At 49.8% G+C, this 15,925-nt stretch carries 14 protein-coding genes; 4 read left to right on the forward strand and 10 right to left on the reverse strand.

Features of this window, described 5'->3' with window-relative positions:
• Window positions 1-8 precede the first annotated feature (8 nt).
• Complete coding sequence (locus tag ACN0T0_RS06090) at window positions 9-578, forward strand: DinB family protein (RefSeq protein WP_417224242.1); 570 nt, start codon at window positions 9-11, stop codon at window positions 576-578.
• Window positions 579-621: 43 nt separating this feature from the next.
• Here the strand turns inward: ACN0T0_RS06090 and ACN0T0_RS06095 are convergent, their stop codons facing one another.
• From ACN0T0_RS06095 to ACN0T0_RS06140, 10 genes are all read right to left on the reverse strand, one after another.
• Entirely contained in the window at window positions 622-1,809 is a 1,188-nt protein-coding gene (locus ACN0T0_RS06095) for a multidrug effflux MFS transporter (protein WP_417224244.1), read from the reverse strand.
• Window positions 1,810-1,934: 125 nt separating this feature from the next.
• A complete protein-coding gene (locus ACN0T0_RS06100) occupies window positions 1,935-3,275 on the reverse strand; it encodes an aminotransferase class III-fold pyridoxal phosphate-dependent enzyme (RefSeq protein ID WP_417224246.1) in 1,341 nt (446 codons plus the stop codon).
• A 193-nt stretch (window positions 3,276-3,468) separates the two neighbouring features.
• Window positions 3,469-4,179, reverse strand: coding sequence for a helix-turn-helix transcriptional regulator (locus ACN0T0_RS06105; RefSeq protein ID WP_417224248.1), 711 nt, complete (start codon window positions 4,177-4,179; stop codon window positions 3,469-3,471).
• Window positions 4,180-4,346: 167 nt separating this feature from the next.
• Complete coding sequence (locus ACN0T0_RS06110) at window positions 4,347-5,828, reverse strand: tripartite tricarboxylate transporter permease (protein ID WP_417224250.1); 1,482 nt, start codon at window positions 5,826-5,828, stop codon at window positions 4,347-4,349.
• 14 nt (window positions 5,829-5,842) lie between these two features.
• The gene (locus tag ACN0T0_RS06115; protein WP_417224252.1) at window positions 5,843-6,406 is read right to left on the reverse strand and encodes a hypothetical protein; all 564 of its coding nucleotides are present in this window, start codon (window positions 6,404-6,406) and stop codon (window positions 5,843-5,845) included.
• 78 nt (window positions 6,407-6,484) lie between these two features.
• Complete coding sequence (locus ACN0T0_RS06120; protein ID WP_417224254.1) at window positions 6,485-7,432, reverse strand: tripartite tricarboxylate transporter substrate binding protein; 948 nt, start codon at window positions 7,430-7,432, stop codon at window positions 6,485-6,487.
• Between the two features lie 34 nt (window positions 7,433-7,466).
• The gene (locus tag ACN0T0_RS06125; RefSeq protein WP_417224255.1) at window positions 7,467-7,940 is read right to left on the reverse strand and encodes a universal stress protein; all 474 of its coding nucleotides are present in this window, start codon (window positions 7,938-7,940) and stop codon (window positions 7,467-7,469) included.
• Between the two features lie 479 nt (window positions 7,941-8,419).
• A complete protein-coding gene (gene tyrS / locus ACN0T0_RS06130; protein ID WP_417224257.1) occupies window positions 8,420-9,700 on the reverse strand; it encodes a tyrosine--tRNA ligase in 1,281 nt (426 codons plus the stop codon).
• A gap of 61 nt (window positions 9,701-9,761) precedes the next feature.
• Complete coding sequence (locus tag ACN0T0_RS06135; protein ID WP_417224259.1) at window positions 9,762-11,174, reverse strand: aldehyde dehydrogenase family protein; 1,413 nt, start codon at window positions 11,172-11,174, stop codon at window positions 9,762-9,764.
• Between the two features lie 68 nt (window positions 11,175-11,242).
• Entirely contained in the window at window positions 11,243-12,520 is a 1,278-nt protein-coding gene (locus ACN0T0_RS06140) for a hypothetical protein (RefSeq protein ID WP_417224261.1), read from the reverse strand.
• 213 nt (window positions 12,521-12,733) lie between these two features.
• Here ACN0T0_RS06140 and ACN0T0_RS06145 point away from each other — a divergent pair, with 213 nt between their 5' ends.
• The 3 genes from ACN0T0_RS06145 (at window position 12,734) to ACN0T0_RS06155 (ending at window position 15,895) form a co-directional block, all read left to right on the forward strand.
• A complete protein-coding gene (locus ACN0T0_RS06145; RefSeq protein ID WP_417224263.1) occupies window positions 12,734-13,432 on the forward strand; it encodes a response regulator transcription factor in 699 nt (232 codons plus the stop codon).
• Between the two features lie 136 nt (window positions 13,433-13,568).
• On the forward strand, window positions 13,569-14,876 hold the full coding sequence (locus tag ACN0T0_RS06150) for an aspartate aminotransferase family protein (protein WP_417224264.1): 1,308 nt from the start codon (window positions 13,569-13,571) through the stop codon (window positions 14,874-14,876).
• Complete coding sequence (locus tag ACN0T0_RS06155; RefSeq protein ID WP_417224266.1) at window positions 14,873-15,895, forward strand: phosphotransferase enzyme family protein; 1,023 nt, start codon at window positions 14,873-14,875, stop codon at window positions 15,893-15,895. Before ACN0T0_RS06150 ends, ACN0T0_RS06155 begins: the two co-directional genes overlap by 4 nt.
• Window positions 15,896-15,925: the final 30 nt, after the last annotated feature.

Raw genomic sequence — 15,925 nt, forward strand, 5'->3', positions numbered from 1 at the left:
CGTCGGTCATGGACATTAAAACCCATTTTATCCGCATGGCGGATTACAATCAGCGGATGAATGGCCAGATCTATAAGGCTTGTGCCAAGCTTACTGCGGATCAGCTAAGGCGTGATTGTGGGGCATTTTTTAGATCTCCATTAGGGATACTGAACCATATTTTAGTCGGAGATCTGCTGTGGTTATCGCGCTTCTCGTTACATGCGCAAGGTTATACTTCGCTCATCGCCCTGAAGGCGTTACCAAGCCCTGTCGCTCTAGATGAATTGCTCTACGAGGATTTTACGTCCCTTATCGCTGCCCGTGAGCGCGTTGATACTGCCATTAAGCAGTGGTTGGTATCCGAGGTTGGCGATGATGATTTTAACCGCACGTTGCGTTATCGCAATTCGAGAGGGCAGGTGAGTGAACGTGAGTTTGCTGGATTAGTCAGCCATTTGTTTAATCATCAAACCCATCACCGTGGTCAGCTATCGACGGTGCTTTTTCAATATCATATCGATGTGGGCGTGACGGATTTATTGATTGATATTCCTGATCTACAAGAGGCTGCTCATCAACAGAACTCGCCAGATTAATCTCTGTTGAAATGCCGCCAAGCGCAGCGTAGCAGGGAAGGGCTCATTCGCCCTGACTACCCTTGATTGCAAATAGCGAGGCGAGTAGCGCCAAGGATACCAATACCAGTGGTAGCATATTGATGCTGAACTCCATCAGCAGCGGTGTGATTTGTGCGACTAACGAGCCAATGGTTAATTGGAAAAAACCGAGCATCCCAGTCGCCGTTGCCACCGCGCCGGTGGTTGATGAGATAGCCGCCGCTTGTGCGCTTGGCTGACTTAAACCACGACCATAGGTATACAAGGCCATCGGTATAAAAAGCGCCAAAAAACTGAAGGGGGTGAGTAAAAACAGCCCGAGCATGAACAGTGCACCGATGCCTGAGAGGCTATTGCCCGCCAACATCATTCGTCGAGTGCCAACTTTTGCGGATATCTTCCCGGCGGTCAGGCTACCAAACCAAAAACCGCCAGCCACCAGTAGAAACCAATTGCCATAATCCGCTGAGTTACCCTGTAAAAACTCTGCGACTAAGAAGGGCGCACTGGTCATAAAAACAAAAAAGCCGGAGGCGATCATGGTAGTCGATAGCGCACAAAAAACATAATTTCGGGATGACAGCACAGTGCTGTAGCGGGTAAAACTTTGTAGCAGCGAGCCAGTGTTTGATTTTGGTGTTGACGTTTCCGGCAAGGTGAAGAGGGCGCCGAGCCAAACGATGGTGCCAAGTGCCATCGATACCCAAAAGACCGATTGCCAGCCTACCGCTAAATTAAGATAGCCGCCCATGGTGGGCGCCAGTGCTTGAGCCGAAGCGATTCCCATGGTGATATAACCGAGCATTCCGGCGGCTTTATCTTTACCATGCTGGTCAAGAATAATACTACGGGCCAGCAACATCCCCGTACAGCCGCCGGCAGCCTGAAGGATACGCGCCAATAGTAGTTGCCATACCTCAAAGGCAAATGCACCGAGTAACGCACCCAAAATATGCAGCAAAAATCCCCAGAAAAACACTGGCCTACGGCCATAGCGATCGGCTAATGGGCCGCTAATCAGTTGACCAATGGCGAGCGTCAGTAGATAAAAGGTAAAACCTAACTGGATTGTAAATGGGCTGGTATCGAACTGCTCTGCCAACACGGGCATCACGGGAGCATAGAGGTTGAGCGCCACGGGACTGGCAATCGCCATTCCGGCTAACAATACAATGGGGGTTTTGACTTGCGCGGTGGAAGAGGTTGGCATAGTGGGGTTATCGTTCTGTCAGGCTTACTTGAAAATACTTAACAAGTTAACAGAATACACCCGTAGAACTGAGATCACCAGTAAAACTGGCAATCTCAGGGGTTGCTATCGATATGTTTAAACGCTTATCGATCGATCTCACTAAAGCCTTTTTGTAGGGCGTAAACGATCTTATCGACCTCTTCTGTGCCGATAGTTAACGGCGGCGAGAGGATGATTTTAGTGCCAACCGGGCGCACAATAACACCTTCACGCAGGGCTACAGCCGCGATCTGATTGGCAAAGCCAGACATCGGATCGATAGGCTCGCGGGTGGTCTTATCGGTAACGAGGTCGATCGCTAACATTAAGCCCATGCCGCGTAATTGACCGACGGATGGGAAGTCACTCAGGGCATTGGTCAACTTGGTTAACATGTCCTGTCCCTGAACGGCAGCATTGGCCGGAAGGTCTTCATCTTGGACAATCTTCAGGTTAGCAATTGCAGCGGCACAAGCGACTGGATGGCCAGAATAGGTATAACCATGCATCAGAGCACCGGTGAAGCTTTGGCAGTTTTCGATCCCTTGTGCTACGCGTTCATTGATGACGGTTGCGCCTAATGGAATGTAACCGGAGTTGATGCCTTTCGCGAAGCACTGAATATCCGCAGCAACGCCCCAACCCCGGACACCAAACATGTTACCACTACGGCCAAAGCCCGTGACGACTTCATCGGCGATCAGCAGTACGCCGTATTTATCACAGACAGCACGAATCAGTGGCCAGTAGTTAGCCGGAGGAACGATAACGCCGCCAGCCCCTTGAATCGGTTCAGCAATGAAAGCCGCCACGGTGTCAGGCCCTTGGAAAAGAATTTCCGTTTCCAGTTGTTTCGCACAGAGATGACCCAACTCTTCAGGGTTCTCGCAATTCCAAGGGTTGCGGTATAACCAAGGCGTATCGATATGCACGCAGCCTGGTAACATTGGCTCATAGTTAGTACGGAAGACGGTGTTACCGTTGACCGAAGCGCCACCGAAATGAACGCCATGGTAGCCTTGCTTAAGGGAGATATATTTGTAGCGCTGAGATTGACCGATCGCTTTCCAGTATTGGCGAGCAACTTTCAGTGCGGTTTCTACGGCATCGGAGCCGCCTGAACTAAACATGACTTTGGCCATGCCTTCGGGCTTAGTCATCTCGATGATCATATCGGATAGCTCAAGCACCCGGGGATGGCTGATGCCATCAAAGATCTGGAAATACTCTAGTTCATCCAGCTGAGCCTTGATGGCATCTTTAATTTCGCTGCGGTTATGACCGGCGTTAACGTTCCATAAGCCACCGACACCGTCGACTAGCCAGTTACCTTCACGATTCTGAACATAGTTACCGTCACCCTTAACAATTTGAATATGGTTGCGGGCATTGGGATCACCAGGGTGAACCATTGGGTTCCACAGGGTTTGCTTGTTTTCACTCATTTGATAACTCCGGATGCTTCTTGTTGTCAGAGCCGCAGCCATACAGCGATATGCACATGTTGACGTATTAACACAGGCTACGGGGTTAGATTTATTATGAATTGATCAAGCGAGGAAGGTATCAACCAGAAGGTTGATATAGGTGGATCTCTGTTCACCTCATCCCTGAGGCCGGTGTCTATGGGGGCAGAAATTAATGAAGGTTATAGAGCAATGATGCTATTTCAGTCTTACTGTTCACGCCGGTTTTGGTGAAGATATGTTGTAGGTGAGTTTTAACGGTGGCCAGGCTGCAATCAAGGCCTGAAGCGATGCTTTTATTCGGCAACCCTTGACTGACCAGTTCGACCACCATGCGTTCTTTTGGCGTTAGCTGGTATTGATCGCAAAACACCTGAAACTGACTATGCTTTGGTGCGGCTAGGCTTTGCTCCAGTGAGAACTGCATAAACTGGTGTAGTTGGTTCGCTTTACGAATATCTTCTATACGCATTTCGGGTTGCTGCTTGGAGGTAAACAGAGCGAAGCCAGCGATCAGTTGATTATCCACGCGCAGAAACAGTTCGACAATATCTTGCACGCCCCAAGGCGAGACGAAATCGCGGTAATAGGGGTGGTCATAGCGTTCCTGAGTGTTGACCAGGTCATTCATTTTAACGACCGAGACATCGGCCTGTTCGACAAATTGAGTCGGGTGCAGCGGATCGAGCTTATGAAAGGTATCCATGTATTGTCGATGCATGGCGGGTTGAAGCTGCCATGTTTTATAACAGATAGGCTTACGTTGGCTGTCCACTAAATAGGTGGCAGCCTTGGAAACATTGAGCACACCGGTCAGAAGTTTCAGACATTCGTCTTGAAAATTGTATAGACCAGCGGGGTAAATATTATCGTTTTTTTGCATTACCAGCTCCTGATTCTCAACCAAGAGAAACAGAGTACGATAATTAACCAGTAAAAACAACTTAATATGTTAAGTTAAACAGGTGTTTGTTTGGGCATACAAAAACGCCTGATCCTTGTTGTTATCGAACAGCGATCAGGCGTCAGTGGGTTATCGCATAGGGGAGGTTATCCCGAGCGTTTGGCTTTATAGTTACTCCATAGATAGACCGTAATCGACAACACAATCAGAGACAGCAGTGTCAGACTGATCGGACGGCTAATAAAGATACTTAGATCGCCGTCCGCAACGCCCATCGCTTGGCGAAAACGGGTGAGAAAAACTGGCCCTAGTACCAGTCCGAGAATGATCGGAACCGCTGGGATATCATTTTTACGTAACACATATCCAAATATTGCAAAGCCTAAGGCGATCATAGCATCGGAGAACTGATAGTTTTGGCTGTAACTACCAACAAACCCCAGCACAAGTATAAAGGCGCCGATAAAGCGTCCCCGAATGCGGGTTAGGTTGACGATCCATTTGGTCGCAAAAGTGAGGTAGACAAACACGACGATGTTCATCAAAAACAGCGAGATATAAAGCCCAGAAATAAACTCGGGGCGTTCGGCAAAGAGAGTAGGGCCGGGCACATAGTTATGTACCATAAACACTGCCAATAACATCGCCATTAGCGCATCAGCGGGAATGCCGAATGCCAGTAAGGGGATCATCACCGAGGCGGTGACCGCATTATTGGAGGTTTCTGAGGCGATAATACCTTCGGGAGCGCCGTGGCCAAATTTTTCTGGTGTCTTGGAGAATTTTTGCGCCAGAGTATAGGAAAAGAACTGCGAACCAAATTCACCAACCCCCGGCAATAGCCCCATGACAACCCCTAAGGCCGCAGAGCGGATGACGGTGATCTTGTGCTTTAATAATACGCCAAAGCCGCCAAATAACCCTTCACCTTCGAGTTTGGTGACACTGGAATCATTTTCACGGACAGAGAGTAGTACAAAGGCTTGCGACATGGCAAATAGACCGATCACGGCTGGCACCAATGGGATGCCGTTGAGTAGCCATTCTTGATGAAAGGTATAAACCTGCGTACTGAATGACCGATCGAGACCGATGGTGCCAAGGAACATACCGAGCCCCAACATCATTGCCGCTTCGACAACATGTTTACGGTGGGCTAGCACAACAAAAATCATCCCCAGAGCCGCCAGCATTGCAAATTCAGCCGAGCCAAACAGCCGAGCAATTTGAGATAGCATCGGTGCCAGCAGTACGAGCGATAGCACGCTGATAATGCCGCCAACAAAGGATGAGGTGTAAGCAATAGAAAGGGCCTTTTTACCTTCACCACGCAGGGTCATCGGATAACCATCATAGGTGGTTAACACGGCGACCGGGGTGCCCGGGGTATTCATTAGAATGGCGGGTATCGCACCCCCATACCAGGCACCACCGTAGACGCCTAACAATAGGGATACACCGGCAAGAGGTTCCATTGAAAAACTCAGGGGTAAGAGAATGGCAATGACACCTGCCGGTTCAAGGCCTGGTATTGAGCCAATGGTAACGCCGATGAGTGCGCCGATAATAATCGCCAGTAACACATTGAGTGTACCGACTTCGTTTAAACCTAAGAGTAGGGTTTCCATATCAAAGTTACGTCTTATAGATATTGGTTAGCAATGTCAGACCAGCTATCCGGTAGCAGGCTGTACAGCCATACATCCGGCAACCACAGGCTGACACCGACACGGAAAATCAAGATCATCGCTGCGAGAGTTCCCAGCGTCGCCAGAAACCAAGTGCGATCCAGCAAGCGAGATAACCACAACAGGGTTGTGGTAAACAGCAGGGTTGAGAGGGTAAAACCCAATACCGACAGCGAATTGATATAGACAAAGAAAAGGACTGCCGAAATCAGTGCGGTACGGTAGCTACTGAGGGTTTCGAACAGTGATTCGATAACGTTCCAGCGCTTAAGAAAGCCATCTTTGATGGATTGAATAACCCGCACACTGGTAAAAATGACTAATAGCGATAACCCCACGGATGAGCCAAACATTGGCTGTAAAAACCAACCTCGCTGGGTGTGAATCAAGGGCGTTTGAAAGGGTAATAAACACAGTAATATCAGTGCCAGTGCGAGGATACACCAGTAGATGCCATAACGTTTTTCCTGAGGCAGCTCGTCGGTATCATTGTCGGTGTTATTTACCAGACTACTCATGAGTTAGACCCTTATTATTTTGAATTAGCAGGGAGAGACTGCAGCGCACTAGGATGGCGGCTGCAGTCATGGCTGGCATTACTCTTTCATGTACTCCAGTAACGCTTTAGAGGCTTCATAGTCATTGGCGACCACGTCTTCAGCGAATTTACCGCCGATCCAATAAATACCAGCACCGGTGGTGGCACTCAGCTCTTTAACCCGATCAGTAGATAGGGCTTTTTCAGCGATCTCAGCGATACGGTTTTTGATGTGCTCCGGTGTGCCTTTTTTAACAAACAGGCCGTTCCAAGTGGTTTGGCTGATACCGGTTTGTTCATTTAGTGTGGCAACATCAGGCGCAATACTGAGGCGGTCGCGGGTCAGTGATGCGAGCAGTTTAACATCACCGGATTTCAAGCAAGCAAGGATCTGCTGGGTGGTGGTGTTGATGACGTCAGCATCGCCGTTAGCTAACGTGGAGCAGTCGTTAGAATCGAATGCGGCATTGGATGAGAATTTAATTCCCTCTTGCTCGGCAACCGTAAAGGTGATCGCGGTTGGCAGTGCTTGATAACCAAAGTGACCGAGTGACACTTTATGTTGCTGCGAGTATTCGGCGAGTTCCTCTATATTGTTATAGGCGGAATCTGCTTTGGTGGCCAAGACAAAGGGGTAATCTAGAAAGATACCAACCGGCTCAAAGGTGTCTTGTTGGTAAGGCGCATTACCGGATAGCAGATGGGTGGTAAGAATATCGGCCACAAAAGAGCCGATAGTCAGACCATCAGGTCGAGCACGGGATACATCCGATGCACCCACAATACCTGCGCCGCCAGGTTTGTTGACAACGGTGGCGGGTTTACCGGTTTCTTTAGCCATCTCTTCCGCGATGATGCGGGTAAGAATGTCTTCTAGATCACCTGGAGGCCATGGCACAACGAATTTGACGGGGCGATTTGGGTAGTCGGCCGCGGCAGCGACCGAACTGACAAAGGGTGTGGCTGCAAGCGCGGCGAAAGCACAGGCTTTTATTATTGTCTTCATGGGCGTTCCTCTAAGTTTTCTTGGTTGTTATAAATTATTTTTTTAATGGCACAATCAGTACCGGGATCTCGCTATGGTGAATCACCTTTTGGGCCGTTGAGCCCAGAAAGACGCGAGACATGGACGAGGTTTCTCTATCTCCCATAATGATCATGCTTGCATTCAGCCGCTTAGCAGCTTTCAGGATAACCTGATCTGGCTTGCCAGGCGAAACTTGAATTGTTGGTTCATAAGGCAGTTCGAAATCATCATCGAGCTCACTGCTAAGAAATGCTTTTATGCGCTCGCCGATACGTTTCCTGAAACTGTCGATCAATTGCTGCTTATGTTTTTGCGATGCATTGACCGGCAAGAAATCGTCGATAAAATCATCCATCGGTTCGAGTGCGTGCAGGAATACGATACGTGCGTGGTTATTAATCGCCTGTTTGACGGCCATCCGAAACGCCGGTCGGCTGCCTTCAGTGATATCACTGGCGTACAGAATGGTGTCGATGTCAGGTAGCATATTAATAGTCCGTTTGAATTCTTCTTACATCTCATTACAGAGCAAAACGCCGCCACTGAATATCAACCATATGGTTGACCGGGCTTTTCTGCGATTTTTATCAGCAGCAGAACCGCCTCATCCATTTGTGCAATTTACCTCTGTGCAACGGTGAGCGGGTTCTGTTGCGACCCAATGACGTTGCTGTCTGTGATCTATTTAAGCGGATTTGTTGGGGGTGGCACTATCGACCAAAGGGTTGAGAGGGGTAAGTTAAGGACAAAAAAAAAGAGCTTACCGGTGTAAGCTCTGAAAAGCCTTCAACAGAAGACGTGCGAAGCGACGCACTCACTGGATGTTGCTGCAAGTCTATCCATGGTGTCAGTGGTACGCTGCCTGTCGAGCCAGAACAACAGACTATGTTATTAAGCCTGTTCGCTACGCTATTCGGTATCGACCAAAGGGTTGAGCCAAGATCGCTGTTACCACCGGGCGAACCATTAACCTTGGTTAAGGCAGGCGAGTGTGAACTGTTTCTTGCCTCGGCGCAGTAGCACAAAGCGTTGATGCAGTGCCACGGCTGGCGTAATCGCTTGATTGGCATCTGTGGCGGTGACGCCATTCAGTTGTACCGCGCCGGCAGCGATAAATTCTCGCGCCTGGCGGCGAGAGGAAGCCAGTTCTGAGCTGACCAGTAGATCCGTCAAGGTCATGGGCAGGTTCACCTCGCAGCAGGGCAAACCATCCTGTTCGAGTTGCTGAAACTCCGCCTGGCTTAGGTCCCCGACTTGACCACTAAACAGCGCGCTGGAGATTCGTTGAGCCTGTTCAAGGGCACAATCACCATGCACGAGGCGGGTCATCTGTTCGGCTAGAATACGTTGCGCTTCCGGTTTTTGTGCCCGCTGTTGATCATCTTGCTCTATTTGCTGAATCTCTTTTAGAGATAAAAAGGTGTAATAACGCAGAAAGCGGTACACATCGGCATCGGCGGTATTGAGCCAAAACTGGTAGAAACCATAGGGTGAGGTCTTGTGCGGATCGAGCCAGATAGCGCCGGATTCTGTTTTACCAAACTTGGTACCATCGGCCTTAGTGATCAGCGGTAAGGTTATGCCGAATACCGATTGTTGATTGAGGCGACGGGTTAGATCAATACCGGCGGTGATGTTACCCCATTGATCATTACCGCCAATCTGTAGCGTGCAGTCATAACGGCGATTCAGTTCGGTAAAGTCGTAGGACTGAAGCAAGCTATAGGAAAATTCAGTAAACGATATGCCTTGATCGGGGCGCTCGATACGTTGCCGCACGGACTCCTTATTAATCATCGCATTGACGGAGAAATGCTTACCGATATCACGCAAAAAAGACATGATATCCATGCCAGCCATCCAGTCGCCATTATTGGCAATGAGGGCGGCATTATTCGTCTTATCAGTATTGATAAAGTGGGATAGCTGATGGCTAATGCTTTGAATCCAACGATCGACGGTTTCGGCTGTGTTGAGGCTGCGCTCAGTCGCTTTAAAGCTTGGATCACCAATCATGCCGGTGGCACCACCAATCAGTGCGACGGGGCGATGGCCTGCCAGTTGAAACCGCTTTAACATCAATAATGGCACGAGGTGGCCAATATGGAGGCTATCTGCGGTAGGGTCAAAGCCACAATAGAGCGTGCGGGGCTGTTGTAGGTGTTCAGCCAGTATATCGATGTCGCCACTGTGTTGGGCGATCAGTCCTCGACCCTGAAGGTCATTAAGTAGGGTGTTATCGGTCATTTGGGTGTCATTATCGGTAATTTAACAGTAAGCGGGGCGTTTACCCCGCAACGGACAGCGATTATTTGTTGATATTGATAACCTGCAGACGGGTATATTCGAGCATCCCTTGTTCGCCAAACTCGACACCGAATCCAGACATTTTACAGCCACCAAAGGGCGCGTGCGGCAGTACTTCGGCATGGCCATTGATCCACGCGGTACCACATTCAAGGCGGTTGGCTAATTGTGTCGCGGTGTCAATATCCGCCGACCAAATAGAGCCGCCAAGGCCTACATCGGCTGCGTTGGCGCGGGCCAGCGCTTCTTCAACATCCTGATAACGGATAATTGGCAGTACTGGGCCAAACTGTTCTTCATCGACTAAGCGGGTACCGTCAGTGATATCGGCGACCAGGGTTGGTGGGAAGAAGTAGCCTGGGCCCGCTAGTTGTTCGCCGCCGCACAAAATTCGAGCGCCCTGTGCTTTAGCATCATCAACCAAGGTGGTGACGATTTTTAATTGATTCGCATTCTGTACAGGGCCAAAGGTCACCTCAGCGTCCATACCATTACCGACTACCTGCGCTTGGGCCAGTTCGACCAACTTATTACACAGCGCATCATAGATATCATCATGGACATAGAGGCGCTTAAGGGCTGCGCAGGTTTGTCCCATATTCAGGAAGGCGGTTTGAAAAATACCTTCGGCCACGGCATCAACATCGACATCAGGCAAAATAATTGCCGCATCATTACCGCCAAGTTCTAATGTCAGGCGTTTAAGGTTGGTGGCGGCGCTGCTCATAATCCGCTGACCGGTAGGTGTTGAACCGGTAAAGACTATTTTGCTGATACCGGGGTGGCTGCTGATCGCGCCGCCGATTTCCGCTTGACCGGTGACCACATTGAGCACCCCAGCAGGCAGGACTTGGTTGATCAACTCTACCAGTCTGATGGTGTTCAGTGGGGTATATTCAGAGGGCTTGCAAACAACCGTATTGCCGGTGCGCAGGGCCGGCATGATATGCCAGATGGCGATCATTAAAGGCCAGTTCCAAGGGGTGATAGAAGCGACAACACCCAATGGCTTATGATGTGCTTCAATCCGCTTATGCTCGCTGTCTTCAATAATGTCGACGGGGATTGGAAGGTCGGCATTGTAACGGGTCCAAGCGACGGCACCGGTCACTTCTGCATGGGCAAGAAACATCGGTTTGCCCTGTTCCAAGACAATGATCTCAGCTAGTTCATTGGCATTGGCGGCGATAACATCCGCGATGCTGTGCAACAGCGCCTGACGTTCGGCATCAGGGGTGTGTTGCCAAGATGTAAACGCTTCGGCAGCGGCTTCTACCGCCTGATCGAGCTGATCAACAGAGGCCAGTGGGGCAGACGCAACCACCGTTTCAGTTGCAGGGTTGAGCACATCAAACTGACCGGCGTCGCCGGCCGTCTGCTGGCCATTAATAGTGAGTGAAAAATGAGTTTGCATCAGGGTCTCCTTAAAACAGATGAGCCCTGCATGCAGGGCTCTGTATCACTGGGTATTAGCCTCGGTGATTAGAACGGTACGATAGCGATGACCTGAGCATAAAGATTATCATCATCGCTATTTTGACTCTGATTGCCATTATCCGGTGAATAGATGCCGATCAGCGGGCTGATAATCAGGTGATCGTTGACCACCCATTCAGCATAAATATCCAGTTCTTGGCCTTCAGAATTGGCGCCGAAGGTGCTTGAATCACTGAAGTCAAAGAACAGTGCGCCTACTGATAGCATTTCCGTCGGTGAAGCTTTTAGGGCTAGGTGCTGAATGGTAGCGGAAGAGCCAAAAGGTCCAGCATAGTTCGCGGCGACTTCACCTTGGAACCACGTGCCGTAGCCACGGTTAAAACCGAAGAACAGCGAGTCGAAATTATTATCATAACGGGTATAACGATAACTCAGTTGCGGTGACCAGGTGGTCTTTGCAAAGGTCCAGCCGGCTTCGGCATACCAAGCATCGGCATCAACACCGGAGCCGCTTTCTTGATTGACAAATTCAGCTGATAAAAAGAGGTTCTCAACGCCAGCATTACCTTGGTAACGAATGCTGTTGGTGGTTTGGCCATCACGGTCAGAGGCAACTTGATCGGCATCTAAGCCTTTCAGGTGCATGACGCCGAAAGTACCTATGTCGTTGTTATACTCAACGTTGATACCGGCCATCTCGACATTATCTTGCATGGCATTGTCGGATTTAAACCAAAACATATCCGAGCGGAAACCCTGTTCGCCGCCAATTTTAAGCCAAAAGGTTTGGTCGAATGCTTTACGGGCTGCGAGCCAGTAAGCCCCACCTCGGTTATCAGCAAAAGGGGGCAGGGTTTCACCGCTACCAACGTTTAAGGCGTCGCCGTTGATGAGGAAACCATCACCGATGGTGATGTTCTGGCGGCCTAACGAAACATCAATAATGCCGCTGCGAATACCGATAAAAGCATCTTCGAGTGCCGTGCGCCGTTCACTGCCATCAGTATTGCCTGCGGCATCGCCATCACCCCAGGTACCGGATGAAACAACATTAAGGCCACCGTAAACGGTGCTGTCATCATTGAGTGCATGACTACCACTGAATCCGGCTTTTAAATAGCCCTCCTGCCAAGAAGAACCATTACCCGATTTACCGAAATAGTTTTCGTTACTACTGAAGGTGCCAATAACCGCTTCAATGTCTAGGTTAAGCTGCGAACCGTCAGCGTCATAAAGGTTGTAGGCAGAGGCGCTACCTGATGCGAGGGCAATGGCGGCACCCAAGGCAATGGTAGAGAGTTTGTGTGTAAAGTGTTGAGTCATCGATATGATCCTCCAGGGGATTCTTTGTTTTTGTATCACAGCACCACCGACTGAAGGGGGGAAGGCCGGCAGATATGCTGTGACTGTATTCGACGCGTATTTAGTCGAGAAAGTAATCAACCGTATGGTTGATTTGGCCCGTTTTTTTGTTGCTTGTGAGTGTTGCTGCGGCATACTGACAAGCTTGCATCGCTAGCCCTGTGGATCAGATATATGACAGCACCTAAATTTCCCAATGAATTTCAGCGAAAAGCGTTAGCCCTGATTAATGATCTAATGCCGTTAAGCGAGTTGGTGTTTTTCTTAGTTGAGCCGGATATGCGCCATCGGGGTGCGGTGGTGTATAAAAGCGGTGCGGATATTGAGAAACAGTATGAAGCGGCCTATAGCCAAATGGACCCGTTAAATCCCGAACGCTTTACCGATCGGGATGATCGGGTGGTAACCTTGGATTCACAGATGTCACCCCACTTATTGAAGCAGACCATCTATTATCAAGAGTTTATGGTGCCCAATAATCATCGTTTTGTGGCGGATATGTTTTTCCGGCATGAGGGACGTATTATTGCGGTATTGACGATGTTGCGTGAAGCGGGGTTGGGCAACTACAGCACCCATGAACTACGTCTGTTGCGCAGCCTACAGCCGTTCCTTGAATACAGTTTAAATGCGGTATATCTGCCGCATCGCAATAATGAACGACAGTCTATTACCGATCATTATGCACTAACCGAACGGGAACTCGATGTGCTTGAGTTATTGTTAAGTGGCTCGAGTAATAAAGAGATTGCCTTGGCGCTCGGCCTCGGGCTTGCCACGATTAAAACCCATCTACATAACATCTTTCAAAAAGTCTCGGTGCAATCTCGCAGCGAACTGATCGCCAAGGTTTTACCGTTGTTGCAGCTGTAACGCGCCACAAATTAAGCTCTTCTTGCCAGCAATGTTTTCGCTTCCACCTTTTGATGGATGCCCGATTCAGCGTCTAAATTAGATACTCCTGTCAGCACTCATCAGGGCCAGTCCTGATGTCAGACAGGATAATAAAATGCTGAACACTGTAAATACCGAATTGTTACACCGTCGTTTTAAAGTGATGGGTAAAAGCTCGCCACTATTTTATGAACGTCCTCTACAGTTGGTACGAGGGGAAGGGGTTTGGTTATTTGACCCTGAAGGCAACCGCTATCTGGATGTCTACAATAACGTCCCCCATGTTGGCCACTGTCACCCGAAGGTGGTGGCCGCACTGCATCAGCAGGCGAGCACGCTCAATATTCATACACGTTATCTGCATAACAATATCGTCGAGTATATGGAGCGGCTGACGGCCAGCTTTGGCGAAGATTTATCCATGGCAATGCTGACCTGTACGGGTAGCGAAGCGAATGAATTAGCACTGCGAATGGCCCGTTTTTGTACCGGTCATCAGGGCATTATCGTTACCGATTTTGCCTATCACGGAAATACCGAGGCGGTGGCCGAACTAGGTACTGGTTTTATGCCGGAAGCCAAACTGACAAAGCGGGTTAAATCCTTTGCTATACCGGATTCTTATCGTGGCGTGAGTGGGGTTGGTGAAGCGGATTTAGCGGATCGCTATGTCGCTCAAGTACAGCAAGCAATTGATGAGTTTGAAGCCGAAGGGATTAAGGTGGCAGGGATGTTGGTGTGCCCTGATTTTGCTAATGAAGGCCTATTAACCGTACCCAAGGGATTCCTTGAGCGAGCCACAGCGTTGGTACGCAGAGCTGGTGGCGTGTTGATTGCCGATGAAGTACAAGCGGGTTTTGGTCGCAGTGGTAAACATATGTGGGCCCATCAATGGTATGACCTGACACCGGACATCGTCACCTTGGGTAAACCGATGGGCAATGGTCACCCTTTGGCTGGGGTAGTCGCCCGTGGGGATATGATTGAAGCCTTCAGTCAACAAGCGATGTATTTTAATACCTTTGGGGGAACACCCGTCTCCTGTGCTGTGGGTATGGCGGTGTTAGATGTGTTAGTGGAAGAGCGGTTAATGGAAAACGCCGTTTCTACCGGTGCCTATGTGAGTGCTGGGCTGCGTAAATTACAGCAGACATATTCGCTCATCGGTGATGTCCGGGATCTCGGGATGTTCTTTGCCGTTGAGCTGGTGCAGGACTTAACCACTAAGCAGCCCGCCATTGCGGAAGCTCGCCGAATCATCAATTTGATGCGCGAACGGGGCGTGTTGATCAGCACTATTGGGGTTTACGATTCCATCTTGAAACTGCGCCCGCCGATGCCGTTTCAGCCTGAACATGCGGATATTCTTCTTTCGACCTTGGATGAAGTGCTGTACCTAGTCAGTCAGGTGGCCAACGGATGAGTTGTTTTTATAGCTTAAGCCCGGCTCAGCAGGTTGACCGGCTACAGTCGTTAGCGGTGCAGGCATTATCACACTGGCCTTTCGATGTGGCGCAGATCGAACCGATTAAATATCGGGAGAATGCTGTATTTGAGGTGCTCACCACCGAAGGGGTGCGCTATGCACTGCGTATCCACCGACCGGGTTATCATAATACTAGGGCGCTGCATTCAGAGTTGCAGTGGATGGCGGCACTGATTGATGCCGGGGTGCTGGTGCCTGAAGTGATACCTACGGCAAACGGGGAACTACTGGTCACTGAACAGGTTGATGCTGTGCCGGAACCGCGTCAGATCGACCTATTTGCTTGGATCGAGGGCGCTCCGCTGGGGTGTGTTGAGCATGGTGTGAGTGATGATATCGAACAGCTGGCCCAGTTGTATGGAGCGATTGGTGAAACTGCGGCCCGGTTGCATAATCAGGCTTGTGATTGGTCGCTGCCCGATGGTTTTGAACGTCATGCGTGGGATTGTGACGGTTTGGTGGGTGAACAGCCTTTTTGGGGGCGTTTCTGGGAGCTGGAGTTACTGACCGCCGAACAGCAGGCGTTGATTATAGCGGCGCGAATGAAGGTACAGCAGCAGTTAGAGCCGTTACCCAAGAACGAGCAAAATTTCAGTATGATCCATGCGGATTTTGTACCGGAAAACTTGATCGCTGATGGTGTTGGGGTGCGCTTACTGGATTTTGATGATGCAGGTTTTGGCTGGCATATGTTCGAGCTGGCCACAGCGCTCTATTTTATTGTCGATGAAAAGGGCTATGAGACCGCGAAAGCGGCATTGGTTGATGGTTATCGACAGCAGCGCGCGCTGAGTGATAGCGACCTAGCCCAGTTAGAACTTTTTCTAACGGCCCGTGGTTTTACCTATCTTGGCTGGATACGCAGCCGTCAGGAGACCGAAACCGCGCAAGCTTTAGCACCAGAATTGATTCGCCGCGCTTGCCAACAGGCCGAGCGGTTTCTAGCGGCGTACTAAGGTTTTCAGTAAACAACTAGGCTGCAGGGG

The sequence above is a fragment of the Amphritea sp. genome (assembly GCF_048266285.1).
In the GTDB taxonomy this organism is placed as follows: Bacteria; Pseudomonadota; Gammaproteobacteria; order Pseudomonadales; family Balneatricaceae; genus Amphritea.

Coding starts and splice junctions, on each gene's coding strand:
- ACN0T0_RS06125 (WP_417224255.1), bottom strand. CDS start 7,940: ATGCTACCTGACATCGACACCATTCTGTACGCCAGTGATATCACTGAA.
- ACN0T0_RS06120 (WP_417224254.1), bottom strand. CDS start 7,432: ATGAAGACAATAATAAAAGCCTGTGCTTTCGCCGCGCTTGCAGCCACA.
- tyrS (WP_417224257.1), bottom strand. CDS start 9,700: ATGACCGATAACACCCTACTTAATGACCTTCAGGGTCGAGGACTGATC.
- ACN0T0_RS06110 (WP_417224250.1), bottom strand. CDS start 5,828: ATGGAAACCCTACTCTTAGGTTTAAACGAAGTCGGTACACTCAATGTG.
- ACN0T0_RS06155 (WP_417224266.1), top strand. CDS start 14,873: ATGAGTTGTTTTTATAGCTTAAGCCCGGCTCAGCAGGTTGACCGGCTA.
- ACN0T0_RS06135 (WP_417224259.1), bottom strand. CDS start 11,174: ATGCAAACTCATTTTTCACTCACTATTAATGGCCAGCAGACGGCCGGC.
- ACN0T0_RS06100 (WP_417224246.1), bottom strand. CDS start 3,275: ATGAGTGAAAACAAGCAAACCCTGTGGAACCCAATGGTTCACCCTGGT.
- ACN0T0_RS06115 (WP_417224252.1), bottom strand. CDS start 6,406: ATGAGTAGTCTGGTAAATAACACCGACAATGATACCGACGAGCTGCCT.
- ACN0T0_RS06145 (WP_417224263.1), top strand. CDS start 12,734: ATGACAGCACCTAAATTTCCCAATGAATTTCAGCGAAAAGCGTTAGCC.
- ACN0T0_RS06095 (WP_417224244.1), bottom strand. CDS start 1,809: ATGCCAACCTCTTCCACCGCGCAAGTCAAAACCCCCATTGTATTGTTA.
- ACN0T0_RS06090 (WP_417224242.1), top strand. CDS start 9: ATGGACATTAAAACCCATTTTATCCGCATGGCGGATTACAATCAGCGG.
- ACN0T0_RS06140 (WP_417224261.1), bottom strand. CDS start 12,520: ATGACTCAACACTTTACACACAAACTCTCTACCATTGCCTTGGGTGCC.
- ACN0T0_RS06150 (WP_417224264.1), top strand. CDS start 13,569: ATGCTGAACACTGTAAATACCGAATTGTTACACCGTCGTTTTAAAGTG.
- ACN0T0_RS06105 (WP_417224248.1), bottom strand. CDS start 4,179: ATGCAAAAAAACGATAATATTTACCCCGCTGGTCTATACAATTTTCAA.